12 protein-coding genes are annotated in these 13456 nt (G+C 67.3%); 5 read left to right on the top strand and 7 right to left on the bottom strand.

The genetic code is table 11. The features are described from left to right. The first annotated feature begins 28 nt into the window (after window positions 1-28). Window positions 29-1000: a D-glycerate dehydrogenase gene (locus CR917_RS04740; RefSeq protein ID WP_054914865.1), complete on the top strand. Its 972-nt coding sequence runs from the start codon at window positions 29-31 to the stop codon at window positions 998-1000. Between the two features lie 37 nt (window positions 1001-1037). Here the strand turns inward: CR917_RS04740 and CR917_RS04735 are convergent, their stop codons facing one another. Next, a complete protein-coding gene (locus tag CR917_RS04735) occupies window positions 1038-1952 on the bottom strand; it encodes a DMT family transporter (RefSeq protein WP_104571959.1) in 915 nt (304 codons plus the stop codon). Window positions 1953-2087: 135 nt separating this feature from the next. Here CR917_RS04735 and CR917_RS04730 point away from each other — a divergent pair, with 135 nt between their 5' ends. Further along, on the top strand, window positions 2088-2963 hold the full coding sequence (locus tag CR917_RS04730) for an AraC family transcriptional regulator (RefSeq protein ID WP_104571958.1): 876 nt from the start codon (window positions 2088-2090) through the stop codon (window positions 2961-2963). Between the two features lie 65 nt (window positions 2964-3028). On the opposite strand, the gene CR917_RS04725 is transcribed toward CR917_RS04730, so the two are convergent. The 6 genes from CR917_RS04725 to CR917_RS04700 form a co-directional block, all read right to left on the bottom strand. Then, a complete protein-coding gene (locus tag CR917_RS04725) occupies window positions 3029-5443 on the bottom strand; it encodes a TonB-dependent receptor (RefSeq protein WP_104571957.1) in 2415 nt (804 codons plus the stop codon). Window positions 5444-5546: 103 nt separating this feature from the next. Further along, window positions 5547-6527: a FecR domain-containing protein gene (locus tag CR917_RS04720; protein ID WP_043859710.1), complete on the bottom strand. Its 981-nt coding sequence runs from the start codon at window positions 6525-6527 to the stop codon at window positions 5547-5549. Next, window positions 6524-7087: an RNA polymerase sigma factor gene (locus CR917_RS04715; protein WP_088515556.1), complete on the bottom strand. Its 564-nt coding sequence runs from the start codon at window positions 7085-7087 to the stop codon at window positions 6524-6526. Before CR917_RS04715 ends, CR917_RS04720 begins: the two co-directional genes overlap by 4 nt. Window positions 7088-7091: 4 nt before the next feature. After that, the gene (locus CR917_RS04710) at window positions 7092-7418 is read right to left on the bottom strand and encodes a DUF3325 domain-containing protein (RefSeq protein WP_043859708.1); all 327 of its coding nucleotides are present in this window, start codon (window positions 7416-7418) and stop codon (window positions 7092-7094) included. Further along, on the bottom strand, window positions 7418-8995 hold the full coding sequence (locus CR917_RS04705; protein ID WP_104571956.1) for a PepSY domain-containing protein: 1578 nt from the start codon (window positions 8993-8995) through the stop codon (window positions 7418-7420). Before CR917_RS04705 ends, CR917_RS04710 begins: the two co-directional genes overlap by 1 nt. Then, on the bottom strand, window positions 8992-9297 hold the full coding sequence (locus CR917_RS04700) for a DUF3649 domain-containing protein (protein ID WP_043859706.1): 306 nt from the start codon (window positions 9295-9297) through the stop codon (window positions 8992-8994). Before CR917_RS04700 ends, CR917_RS04705 begins: the two co-directional genes overlap by 4 nt. Before the next feature lie 201 nt (window positions 9298-9498). Here CR917_RS04700 and CR917_RS04695 point away from each other — a divergent pair, with 201 nt between their 5' ends. The 3 genes from CR917_RS04695 (at window position 9499) to fecA (ending at window position 13345) form a co-directional block, all read left to right on the top strand. After that, the gene (locus CR917_RS04695) at window positions 9499-9999 is read left to right on the top strand and encodes a sigma-70 family RNA polymerase sigma factor (RefSeq protein ID WP_054914873.1); all 501 of its coding nucleotides are present in this window, start codon (window positions 9499-9501) and stop codon (window positions 9997-9999) included. Next, a complete protein-coding gene (locus tag CR917_RS04690) occupies window positions 9996-10925 on the top strand; it encodes a FecR domain-containing protein (RefSeq protein ID WP_058540849.1) in 930 nt (309 codons plus the stop codon). The genes CR917_RS04695 and CR917_RS04690 overlap by 4 nt, the downstream gene beginning before the upstream one ends. An 89-nt stretch (window positions 10926-11014) precedes the next feature. Next, the gene (gene fecA, locus CR917_RS04685; RefSeq protein WP_054914875.1) at window positions 11015-13345 is read left to right on the top strand and encodes a TonB-dependent Fe(3+) dicitrate receptor FecA; all 2331 of its coding nucleotides are present in this window, start codon (window positions 11015-11017) and stop codon (window positions 13343-13345) included. Window positions 13346-13456 lie beyond the last annotated feature (111 nt).

The following is a 13456-nucleotide window of genomic DNA, read 5'->3' as shown; positions in this document are numbered from 1 at the left end:
TTCTCCCCTGCCCGCAGCGAGTTCGCCGATGAAAAAGACCGTACTGGCCTTCAGCCGCATCACCGCCCCGATGGTCGAGCGTCTGCAGCAAGACTTCAACGTGATCGTGCCCAACCCCAAGCTGGGCGACATCAATGCCCAGTTCAACGAAGCGCTGCCCCAGGCCCACGGCCTGATCGGAGTGGGGCGCAAGCTGGGCGAAGCGCAGTTGCACAACGCTGAGCAGTTGCAGGTGGTGTCGAGCGTGTCGGTGGGTTACGACAACTACGACCTGGCCTACTTCAACCAGCGCGGCATCGCCCTGACCAACACCCCTGACGTCCTCACCGAAAGCACCGCCGACCTCGGCTTTGCGCTGATCATGAGCGCGGCGCGGCGGGTGGCCGAGCTGGACGCCTGGACCAAGGCCGGCGAATGGAAAGCCACCGTGGGCCCGGCACACTTTGGCAGCGACGTGCATGGCAAGACGCTGGGCATCGTCGGGCTGGGCAACATTGGCGCGGCGATTGCGCGGCGTGGCCGGTTCGGCTTCAACATGCCGGTGATCTACAGCGGCAACAGCCGCAAGACCGCGCTGGAGCAGGAACTGGGCGCGCAGTACCGCAGCCTGGATCAACTGCTGGCCGAAGCCGACTTCGTGTGCCTGGTGGTGCCGTTGGGGGCCAACACCAGGCACCTGATTGGCGAGCGCGAACTGAAGCTGATGAAGCCCAGTGCGTTTCTGGTCAACGTGTCGCGCGGGCCGGTGGTGGATGAGGCGGCGCTGGTGGCGGCGTTGCAGCAGGGCACGATTCGCGGTGCAGGGCTGGATGTGTACGAGAAAGAGCCGCTGAGCGATTCGCCGCTGTTCCAGCTGGCCAATGCGGTGACCTTGCCGCATGTGGGCTCGGCCACGGCCGAAACCCGCGAGGCGATGGCCAACCGTGCCATCGACAACCTGCGCGCGGCACTGCTGGGCGAGCGCCCGCGCGACCTGGTGAACCCGCAGGTGTGGAAGTAAGGCTGCCATTCGCCAGCAAGGCGGGCTCCTGCAAGGGTTACGCGGCCCTGGTAGGCGCCGGCCTTGCCGGCGAAGGCGTCACCATCCGCCCCTTCCTGAACACCAGCACATTGCCCAGCATCACCAGCACCAGCCCGCCCAGCGCCGGCGCTGTCCACTGGTACCCCTCGTAGAACGCCGACACGTTCAGCGCCACCAGCGGGAACAGCACCGTGCAGTACGCCGCACGCTCCGGCCCCATGCGCCCCACCAGCGTCAGGTACGCGGTAAAGCCGATCACCGACCCCGGGATCACCAGGTACAGCAGCGACCCCACATACCGCACATTCCATTCCATCGCGAACGGAATACCGCTGACCACGCAGTACAGCGCCAGCATTCCGGCCCCGTAGAGCATGCCCCAGGCATTGGTGGCCATCGGCCGCAAGCCGGCCTTCTGCTGCAGGCTCGAGAGCATGTTGCCCGCCGAGAAACACAGCGTACCCAGCAACGCCAGGCCCAGGCCGATCAGGGTTTCGCGGCTGGCCGCATGCCCGGCCAGCTCCGGCCAGAACAGCAGCCCCAACCCGCCCAGCCCCAGCGCCCCACCCGCCAGCACGTTGGTCGCCACCTGCTGCCCGAAGAACACCCGCGCATTGAGTGCGTTCCACAGCGTGGCGGTGGAGAACACCACCGCGATCAGGCCGCTGGGGATCCACTGGCTGGCCGTCAGAAAGCACATGAAGTTCACGCAGAACAGGCACAGCCCCTGGGCCAGGCAGATCAGGTGCCCGCGCCGGTTCATCACCTGCAAGCGCCGCCCGATCAACAGCACGGCAAACAGCACCAGCGCCGCCAGGGCAAAGCGATAGACGATGGACACCGGGATGGCCACCACCCCCAGTTGCAGTTTCAGGGCGATCCAGGTGGTGCCCCAGATCAGCACGGTCAGCAGGTACAACGACAGGTTCATGGCATGCACTCCTCACGACAGCCTGCAGTGTCCGGCGCGGGCCGCCCGTGCGCTTGCACAAACTTGCGGTTTTTTGCTGGGCGGGGCTGTCAGGCCCGGTGGCCGCGAGTAGGATGGCCGACAGAGGTAGACCCCATGACGCCGCTGGACCAGTTGCAAGTCTTTCAAGCCATGCACGCCTCGCCCAATGCCCGCCTGGAACACAGTGCGCAGCTCGGCGACGAGCTGGTCGCAGCCCTGTGGAACAACCGCCACGACGCCCGCGACTACGAAGCGCCCAGCCACCACACGCTGTCGTGCTATATCGCCGGCGGCACCGGCACCTTTCGCCGGGATCGCCCCGCCGCCAAGGGCGGGCCCGGCAAGCTGTGCATCCTGCCGGCCGAGCACGCCTCGAACTGGGTGATCAATGGCAGCATCCGCCTGGCGCACCTGTACATCAGCCAGTCGCAGTTCGCCCTGGCCTGTACCCGCCTGCTGGACCGCGAACCGCGCGAGGTGCAACTGCACGAAGCGACCTTCATAGACGACCCGGAGCAGGCGCTGCGCTTTGGCCGGCTGATCGAGCTGAACTGGGACGAGCCCGGCGAGCGCCTGCTGACCAGCAGCCTGGCCCACGAGATTCTCGACCATGCCGTGCTCAACCAGGTGGGGCTGCGTCGGGGGCTGCGCCTGAAGGGCGGGTTGGCGACGCATCAGCGCCGGCACCTGGCCGACTACATCGAGGCGCACCTGGAGCAGGCGATCAGCCTGGGTGAGCTGGCGTTGCTGTGCAACCTGTCGCACTACCACTTTGCACGGATGTTCCGCGCAAGCTTCGGCCTGCCGCCGCACCAATACCTGCTGGCGCGGCGCCTGGCCCGGGCACGCCAGTTGCTGCGCTGTGGCGACGGGGCGTTGGGCGAGGTGGCATTGGCGTGCGGGTTTGCCAGTGCCAGCCATTTCAGCAATCGCTTCAGGCAGGTGGTGGGGGCCACGCCGGGGGATTACCGGTTGGCCATGCGCCGCTGATCGCGGGTCAAGCCCGATCCCACAGGGCCCCCACCGCCCTCACGGCGGGTGTTCTTCCTGTGCTCTCAGAACTCCAGGGTGCTCGACAGGCTCACCTGCCGCGCATCCCCCACTGCCACGAAGTAGCGGTTCACCGCCGAGCTGTAGTAGGTCTTGTCGAACAGGTTCTTCACGTTCAGCTGAAAGCGCACCTTGTGCTCATCCAGCCGGGTTTCATAACTGGCGAACGCATCCGCCACGGTGTACGCCGGCAGGTCGAAATCGTTCTCCGCGTTGCCGGCCCGCTCGCCCACATAGCGCGCCCCGGCGCCGACCCGCAGGCGATCACCACCGAACAGGCTGCCCACGTCATACACCGCCGACAGCGACCCGGTATGCCGCGCCACGTTCTGCAGGCGGTTGCCCTTGAGCTTGGGGTCCTGGGACACTTGGGCGTCGGTGAAGGCATAGCTGCCGATCAGGCTCCAGCGCTCGCTCACCTGCCCGGTGAGGTCCATCTCCAGGCCGCGCGACTTCACTTCGCCGGCGCTGCTGTACAGGGTATCGCCGGTGGCCGTGTCGAAATTGGCCACCAGCACGTTCTGCTTGGTGATGTCGAACAACGCCACGCTGCCGGTGATCGCCCCCGGCAGGTCGAGCTTGGCGCCCAGCTCCCACGACTTGCCCTCTTCGGGGGCAATCGAGGAATCCAGCACCAGGCCACCGGTCATCGGCGCGATGCTGGAGTTGGGCTTGAACGACTCGGTGTAGCTGCCATAGAACGACAGCGTGTCGTCGACCTTGTACACCAGCCCCGCACGCGGCACCCAGGCCTGGCCGCTGTTGTCGGTGTTGGCCTTGAACGGCCGGCCGCGACCGGCGTACTGGTCGAACTGCTGATAGCGCGCACCGGCCACCAGAATCCAGTGCTCGTCGAGGTGGATCGAGTCCTGGAAGAACAACGAGTTGCTGCGCAGCTTGTCGGTCTGGTCGCTGTCGCTGTCGCGCACGGCGGTGCCGGGCTGGACCTGGCCGTACACCGGGTTCAGGTAATCGAAGGTGTTGCGGGCGCCGCGAATCAGGTCGGCACGAAACACCTTGCGGTACTCGTCATCCACCCCCACCAGCACGTCGTGCTGCATGCCTGCCAGTTGCAGCTTGCCGTCCAGGCTGACGGTGGCGAAGCGGTCGCTGCTCAGGGCGCCACGGGTGCCGTCCAGGTTGCGCGTGAGGGTGCCCTTGGCAGGGTCAACCGCAGTGACGCGCACCTGGCTGGCATCGTAGGTTTCGCGGTTGAAGCTGTAGCCGAAGTGGAGTTTCCAGTCATCGGCAAGCTGATGGTCGACCTCCAGGCGGTACAGGTCCGAGCGCCCTTCCATGTTGTTGAAGGGCTCGTCCAGCCGACGTGTGCTGGGGATGTTCAGCGGGTGGTTGGTGCGCGGGTCGATGGCCGTGCCGCGGTCGAACGGGTACAGGAACTCGCGGTGCTCATAGGCCAGTTGCACCTGGGTGTCTTCGCCGAACCAGGCCAGCGACGGCGCCACCAGCGTCTCGCGGTGGGTGCCGAAGTTGCGCCAGTAGTCTTCGTCCTCGTGGTCGAGCACCAGGCGGTAGGCGAAGTTGCTGTCGCCCAGCGCGCCGGTACTGTCGAGCCCGCCGCCGCTGCCGTTCTTGCCGCTGCCATAGCTGGAGCCGCGCAGGTTCACGGCGTTGTAGCGCTGCAGTTGCGGGCGCTTGCTGACCACGTTGATCACCCCGCCCGGGTCCTGGATGCCGTACAGCAGCGAGGCCGGGCCCTTGAGCACTTCGACCCGCTCGGTGCTGGCATTGAGGCTGCGCCCCTGCACCAGCGGCATGCCGTCACGCATGATCGAGCCGTCGCGGTTGTCGCCGAAGCCGCGCTTCATCACGGTGTCGGCGGTGGCGCCGAAGTTGTTGCCCTGGGTGATGCCGCTGACGTTGCTCAGCGCATCGTCGAGGTTGCGCGGCGCCTGGTCGGCGAGCACCTGGGCCGGCACCACGTTGATGGCCTGGGGGATCTCCAGGTTCGGCACCTGGCTGCGCATGATCGCGCTGGTGGCCGGCGGCTGGTAGCTGCCGACGCTGTCCTGCTGGGACGAGACCGTGGTGGGCTCGAGGTTGAGTGCACCGGCCTGGGCCAGCGGTTCGACGGTGAGGGTGCGCGCATTCACGCGGCGGTAGGTGAAGCCGCTGTTGCCCAGCAGGCGCTGCAGGGCCTGCTCGGCACTGAACGTGCCCGTCAGGGCCGGCGCGGCAAGGCCGGGCAGCTCGACGGTGTAGACCACGCTCAACCCGGTGACCCGGCTGAAGTCGTTGAGCGCCTGGGGCAAGGGTTTGCTGGGCTGGGCAAAGCGGTACACCTGCTCGACCTGCTGCGCCGCCACCGCCTGGCTCACGCCCGCCCCCAGCGGCAGCCACGCTGCCGCCCCAAGCCCGATTGAAACGCAACGCACCAACGATGATTTTGCCCTGAACTTCATGCCGTCGACCTGTGAGTGAACCTGTTTCATGCGAATGAATCGCACTTTCAATCACTACACGGTTGCCGCACGTACTTACCTCACCGGGCCGTGAAAATATTTTTCAGCGCAGCAGCGTGACCCGCCCGAGCAGGGTCTTGCGCTGGAAGCCGGCCACCGCCCCCAGGGCGTCCAGCGCCGCCAGCGGGTCGGCGGCGGGGAAGCTGCCGCTGACCTTGCGCGCCGCCAGGGCGTCGTCCAGCAGCACGATGCGCCCGGGGTAATGCCGCGCCAGGTCGTCGACCACCTGCGCCAGCGGCGCCTGGTAGTAGTTGAGCCAGCCCTGGCGCCAGGCCAGGCGGTTCTCGCTGTCCACGCCCTGCACTGCACCGGCCAGGCCCTGGGCGTACTCCACCTGCTGGCCGGCCGTGAGCACCTGCTGCGCCTGCCCCGGCGCCGGCGTGACCCCGACCTTGCCCGACAGCACGGTAACGGTGGTGCCCTGGGGCTGGCGACGCACCTCGAACCGGGTACCCATCACCCGCACCTCGCCGCCATCGGCCTGTACGGTGAACGGCGCACCGGTATGCGTCACCTCGAAGAACACCGCGCCGCGCCGCACCTGCACGCGACGCTGCCCACCGCTGAAGTCCACGTCGATGGCGCTGTCGGCATCCAGCAGCAGGTGCGACTGGTCGGCCAGGGTCACGGCCTTGAGCTCGCCCACCGCGGCCACGTAATCGGCGCCCAGGTCATCGACCCAGTTGGCCGGGTGCCAGCCCGCCCCCATCGCCACGCCCAGCACCACGCTGGCAGCCAGTGCCAACCCGGCCACACGGGCCGGCCAACGGCGCCGAGGCCGGTCCATCGCGCGCAGGTAGGCCTCCAGTGCCGGGGCGTCTTCGGCGGCCAGGCGTGCTGCAGGCGCGGCGGTCTGCTGCCACAGCGCCTGGGCCTGGCGCCAGGCCTGCGGGTGCGCAGGGTCGGCCAGCAACCAGCGCTTGAACGCGGCGCCCTCGGCACGCGCGGGCTGCTGGTTGATCTGGCCGAGCCAGGCGAGCGCGGCCTGCTGCTGTTCGGCGGTAGGTGGGGCTGGAGCGTTCATCGCGGGGCATTCCCTGGCTTGCGGGGCACGGCAGGCTCGGCGGCGATACTCGCCTTGCAGGCCTCGAGGGCACGCATCATATGTTTTTCCACGGCGCTTTGGGACAGGCCCATGGCCCGCGCAATGTCGGCATAGGTGCGGCCATGGATACGGTTGAGCAGGAAGATCTGGCGGGTGCGCTCGGGCAGCTCGCGCAGGGCAGCCTCGATCCGACGCAGGTCGCTGTCGGCCTCCAGCGCGGCCTCGGGCTCGCTGGCATGGTTGTCTTGATGCGGCGCCAGCAGGCTGTCGTTGACCCGCTCGCGGGCGCCTTGGCTGCGCAGGTGGTCGATGGCGATATTGCCGGCGCAGCGCAGCAGGTAGGTGTCCAGCGCCTCGACCTCGACCTGCGGGCGACGCCAGAAGCGCAGGAACAGTTCCTGCACCAGGTCGGCGGCGGTGGCCCGACAGCCCACGCGGCGGCTGACCAGGCGCTCCATGCGCGCACGCTGGGCCACGAACACCTGCACGAAACGTGCGCGGCCCGGGGCGTCGTCGTGGCTGTCGAGCGGCTCGCTCATCGTTTCAGTACGGCGCCAGCAGTGCCAGCGGCGCCAGCACCAGGCTGGCCGCGGCCAGGCCCAGCAGCAGGCGCGGGGCGTAGGGAAGGACGAACACCCACGCGCACAAGCCGCCCATCACTACCGCGCTCAGCTCCACCAGGCCCATGGCCCAGCCGCTGTGACGCACCGCCAGCCCCAGTGCCACGGCGATCAGCAACCAGCCGCCCATGCGCAGGCCACGCAGGCGGCGGGGCGTGGGCTTGTGCCCCAGCAGGTCGGTGTAATGGCGCTCCATGGCCAGGCACAACGCCGCCACTGCGGCAAAACCGAACAATGCGATGGCCAGCATCACTGCACCTCGCTTTCGATCAGCGGTGCGGCCCTGGGCGTGCGTGCCGCGCGCTTGGGCGCCAACACCTGCGGGCGCAGCATCTTGCGCGCCATCCAGGCCAGCAGCAGGCCACAGCCCAGCGCCGTGAAGTCGAACCCGGCAATCATCCAGTCGCCCTGGGCGATCGCAGGCAGCAGGCCGGTGCCGGTGGTCAGGGCGTTGAGCACCGGTAAGGCGGCGAACAGTACCGCGCCCAGCAGCAGTTGCTCGCCCCAGGCGCGGCGCCCGGAGCGCAACAGTGCGTGCAGCAGGGCCAGGCCCCAGACGGCAAAGAAGCTGTCGACCTCAAGATCGGCACGTCCTTCAAGGGCCACCGGCAACAGGCGGTTGGCCCAGAAGAACGCCGCCACGGCGAGGATCAGCCCGCTCATGCTGGCGATGTTGAGCACCTCGACCAGACGCAGCTCGAAGGGCTGGGTGCCGCTCTTGGCGTGCTTGAGCTGGCGCTTGCCCAGCCACATCACCAGCCCCGTGCCGATCACGGCAGTGCCGGCCAGGCCGAACACGAAGTACAGCCAGCGCAGCGTCGGGCCGGCGAAGTGGCCCATGTGCAGGCCGTACATACCGGCGGCAATCACCAACGGTGTGCTCTGCTCGCCCGGGGCCTTGAGCGGGGTGCCCTGCACGCCGTCGAACAGCCAGCCGGCGCCGCGGTTCTGGGCGATGCCCTCGTTGCTGGCACGCACCAGGCGCACCCGTGCGTTGAGGTCGCCGGGGTTCTGCACCTCGACCCAGCTGATCTCGCTGCCGGGCGCCTGCTGGCGCGCCTGGGCATACAGCTGCGCCAACGGCACCAGCGGTGCCGGGGTGCCCGCCGGCTTGACCGGCTCGTCGCGCGAAAACAGCTCGTTGTAATAGGCCTGGAGGTTGTCGCCATACATCGTGCTGATGCTGGCCGGCATCACCATGGCCATGAAGATCACCAGGCTGCTGTAGCTGATCATCAGGTGGAACGGCAGCACCAGCACGCCGATCGCGTTGTGGCCGTCGAGCCAGGAACGCTGGCCCTTGCCGGGGCGGAAGGTGAAGAACTCCTTGAAGATCTTCTTGTGGGTGATGATGCCGGTGACCAGCCCCACCAGCATCATCAGCGCGCAGAAGGTCGACAGCCAGCGGCCCCACGGGTAGGGCATCTGCAACTGGAAGTGGAAGCGGTAGAAGAACTCGCCGCCGCTGCTGTCGCGCGGGTGCAGTTGATTGCCGGTGGCGGGGTCGAGGATCTTTTCGTTGAAATCGCGCCGGCCGGCGCCGGGTGCACGCCAGCCCACGCGCAGGGTCGGGTCGCGTGCTTCGGGCAACTGGATGAACCAGCTGCCGGCATCGGCGGCGTTGGTTTGCAGGTAGCGCTGCGCCAGGCTCAGGCTGGCGGTGGTGTCGAGGGTGCGGTACGGGATCTCCGGCTGGGTCCAGTGGCTGATTTCGCTCTTGAAGTACGACAGCGTGCCGGTGAGGAAGATCGCGAACAGCAGCCAGCCGAAGATCAGCCCGGCCCAGGTGTGCAGCCAGGCCATGGCCTGGCGAAAGCCTTCTTTCATGGGGTTTGCATCCAGTAGGCCAGGCCGTTGATGGCGGCCAGCGCGGCGCCGGGCAGCAGCACCCCGAGCCAGGCATGCCAGGCGCTGCGACAGGCGAAGCACCAGAGGATCGCCACCAGGTAGAACAGAAACGACAGCATCATGCCGGTGACGACCGCGTCGGCCTTGGGCATGGGCAGCAACAGGGTGATGCACACGCTGGCCATGGCCGCCAGCAGGTAACCGCCGAGCAGCGCCGCGAGGCTGCGCGAGGTCACGGCCAGGCGATAACTGAAGGGCAGCCCGGCGGCTTTGCTTTTCATGACAGCGGGTCCAGTGTGAGGAGGGGCGTAATATTAATGATTAATATTCGCAGATGCAAAGACACCGCTTCAAACGGCCCTGAAGAAGCAGATCGGTGGTATGGCCGCTTGCAGCGGGTGGCTTGAAGCCTGTGGCGTCAAATCCTACAATGCGAACAATTCTTATTCTTTTGCGCATCCCCCGGCGCCGGAGTTGTCACGGTGCCCAGTGCCCAGCCCGCCCCTGCTTCGCTCGAAGGCCTCTACAGCGCCCATCACAACTGGCTCACCGGCTGGCTGCGACAGCGCCTGGGCTGCCCGCACAGCGCCGCCGACCTGGCCCAGGACACCTTCATGCGCCTGCTGCAGGCGCGCGAAACACCAACGCTCAACGAACCTCGCGCCTTCCTCACCACGGTGGCCAAGCGCGTGCTGTTCAACCACTACCGCCGCCAGGACCTGGAACGCGCCTACTACCAGGCACTGGCCCAGCTACCCGAAGCGGTGGCGCCTTGCGAAGAACATCGCGCGATCATTCTGGAAACCCTGATCGAACTCGACCGGCTGCTCGACGGCCTGCCCGTGGTGGTCAAGCGCGCCTTCCTGATGGCTCAGGTCGACGGCCTGGGCTACGCCGACATCGCCCGGCAGCTGGGCATTTCGCTGGCCACCGTGAAGCGCCATCTGAACAAGGCGGCCATGCGCTGCTACTTCGCCCTGTGAACGCCCAGGAATTCTCGCCAAAGGTGGCAGAACAGGCGGTGCACTGGCTGATCGAACTGCAGGGCGGTGCCCTCGACAGCCGCCAGCAACTGGCCATGGAGCGCTGGCTGCAGGCCAGCGAAGAACACCGCCGCGCCTGGGAACACATACAGCGGGTCAATCAGCGCCTGCGCGGGCTGTCTTCGCCACTGGCGCACGCCGCCCTGCAGGCGCCACGCTCGGCCAGCCGGCGGCGCGCGCTCAAGGCGCTGTTGCTGCTCGGGGTGGGCGGCGCCTGCGGGCTGGCCCTGCAGCAGCACAACCCGCTGCCGCCCCTGCTGGCCGACTACCGCAGCCCGCTGGGCCAGCGCCGCCAGATGCGCCTGGACGACGGCACGCACCTGCACCTGAACACCGCCAGCGCCGCCGACGTGCGCCTGGACCGCGAACAGCGGCTGATCCACCTGCTCGAAGGCGAACTGCTGCTCAATGTGGCCGACGACCCCCGCCCCCTGCGCGTGGTGACCGGCAACGGCCTGCTGCAGTTGTCGAGCGGGCGCTTCAACGTGCGACAGTGGGCCGACCACAGCCAGGTGGCGGTGCTGCAGGGCCGGGCGATGCTTGCCGGGCATGCGCTTGAAGCCGGGCAGCAGGCGCGTTTCGACGGGCCACGCTGGGGCGCCACCCATGCGGTGGATGCCAACACCGGCGCCTGGGTCGACGGCATGCTGGTGGCTGCGCATACGCGCCTGGGGGACTTCATCGACGATCTGGCCCGCTACCGTCGCGGCCAGCTCACGTGCGATCCGGCGGTGGCCGACCTGCTGCTGTCGGGCAGCTACCCGCTGGCCGACAGCGAACGCATCCTGGACCTGCTGGAGGTGTCGCTGCCGGTGCGCGTGCGGCGCTTCACCCGCTACTGGGTCACGGTAGAAGCCCGCGCCTGAGATTATTTTCAGAACCTTGAGCCGTTTTTTCATCTCGCGTGACAGAGAAGGCAGAACCCTTTGCCCCGACCTTCTCAAGGACCCTTTGCATGCCGCTTCGCCTAAGCCCCCTCGCCCATGCCCTGCTGCTGGGCGCCAGCCTCACCTTCGGCGCCGTTGCGCCCCTGCACGCCGCCCAGGCACGCACCTACCACATCGCCCCGATGTCGCTGGAAGACGCCCTGAACCAGTTCGGGCGTGAAAGCGGCGTGCTGATCTCGTTCGGCTCGCAGGTGACCCAGGGCGTGAAAAGCCGTGGCCTGGAAGGCGAGTATTCCACTGCACAGGGCCTGGCCGCGCTGCTTGAAGGCACCGGCCTGCAGGCCCGCGCCGAAGGCGACAACGCCTACAGCCTGCAACCGCTGGCCCCGGCCGCCGGCGCGCCGCTGGAGCTGGGCAGCTCCAGCGTGGTCGGCGACTGGCTGGGTGAAGCCACCCAGGACAACGTGTTCGAACACCCCGGCGCACGGGACGTGATCCGCCGTGAAGAGTTCGAACGCACCGGCGCCAGCAGCGCACGGGAAGTGCTCAACCGCATACCCGGGGTGAATGCGCCGGAAAACAACGGCACCGGCAGCCACGACATGGCGCTGAACTTCGGCATTCGCGGGCTCAACCCGCGCCTGGCCTCGCGCTCAACGGTGCTGATGGACGGCATTCCGGTGCCGTTTGCGCCCTATGGCCAGCCACAGCTGTCGTTCGCGCCGATCAGCCTGGGCAACATGGACGCGGTGGACGTGGTACGCGGCGGCGGCGCCGTGCGCTACGGGCCGCAGAACGTGGGCGGCATCGTCAACTTCGTGACCCGCGCGATCCCCGACGAACCCACGCTGAAGGCCGGCCTGCAGACCCAGACCAGCCCCTCCTCCAGCCACGACGGTTTCAAGAGCAGCGCCAACCTGCTGGCCGGCGGCACCGCCGACAACGGCCTGGGCGGCGCGATCCTGTATTCGGGCACCCGCGGTGGCGACTGGCGCGAGCACAGCGACACGCAGATCGACGACCTGATCCTCAAGGGCAAGCTGCAACTGGACGAGGCCAACAGCCTGCATGCAATGGCGCAGTACTACGAGGGCGAGGCGCAGATGCCCGGCGGCCTCAACGTGGCCGACTACGACGCCGACCCGTACCAGTCGACCCGCCTGCAGGACAAGTTCTGGGGCCGGCGCACGATGTTCAACGCCGGTTACGACTACAAGGAAGGTGAGCGCCAGTTCAGCGTCAACAGCTTCTTCACCAAGACCCTGCGCAGTGGCTACCTGGTGCAGAACAGGTCGATCTCGCTGTCGCCGCGCGAGTACTGGGTGCGCGGCATCGAAACCCGTTTCACCCAGGGCTTTGCGCTGGGCGACAGCCACCACGAGGTGGGCCTTGGCTACCGCTACATCAACGAGGCCGGGCACGAGCTGCGCTACATGGAGAGCGTCAGCGCTGGCCAGTTGCCGACCACCTCCAGCCCCAACGACCGCGACACCCGTGGCGGCACCGATGCCCATGCGCTGTTTCTGGATGACCGCATCGACATCGGCCAGTGGACCATCACCCCGGGTATCCGCTACGAGATGATCAAGTCGCAGCAGAGCAACAAGCTCAAGGGCCTGGAATACAAGGGCGACTACAACACCGCGTTGCCGGCGCTGAACGTGATGTACCACCTGAGCGACAGCTGGAACCTCTACGCCAACACCGAGGGTTCGTTCGGCAGCGTGCAGTACAGCCAGATGCCCAACCGCGTGAACCAGGGTGAAGTGAAGCCCGAGAAGGCCCGCACCTGGGAGCTGGGCACGCGCTACGACAACGGCAACCTGCAGGCCGAGGCCGGGCTGTTCCTGATCAATTTCGACAACCAGTACGAAAGCAACCAGACCACCGACGACGTGATCGCCCGTGGTGAAACCCGCCACCAGGGCCTGGAAACGAGCGTGAAGTACGCGCTGGACGGCCTCACGCCGGCGCTGGCCGGGTTCGATGTGTACGCCAGCTATGCCTTCGTTGACGCGACCATCCGCGAAGATGGGCCGAACAAGGGCAATCGTGTGCCGTTCTCCTCCAGGCACAAGGGTACGCTGGGGCTGGGTTACACCGATGGGCCGTGGAAGCTGAACCTGGACAGCACCTACCAGAGCAGCCAGTTCGCCGACAACGCCAACACCTCGGCCCAAAGCGCAGACGGCGCGGCCGGGCGCATCCCGGGCTACATGCTGTTCAGCAGCCGCGCCGGCTATGACTTCGGGCCGCAGCTGTCGAACCTGAACGTGGCGGTGGGGGTGAAGAACATCTTCAACCACCAGTACTTCACGCGCTCGTTCGACGACAACAACAAGGGCAAGTATGTGGGTGAGCCACGGACGGTCTATCTGCAGACATCGGTCGCTTTCTGATCGGTAGCGCCTGCTTCGCCGGCAAGGCCGGCTCCTACAGGAGCGCACCTTGCCGGAGGGCCGCGCATTGACTCAGGACACCCCCAGACAACCTTTCACCTGTTTAATTGC

Source organism: Pseudomonas sp. BRM28 (genome assembly GCF_002939405.1).
Taxonomy (GTDB): domain Bacteria; phylum Pseudomonadota; class Gammaproteobacteria; order Pseudomonadales; family Pseudomonadaceae; genus Aquipseudomonas; species Aquipseudomonas palmensis.
Note: the sequence above shows the minus strand (reverse complement) of the source record. Positions and strands in the feature narration are given on the sequence as shown.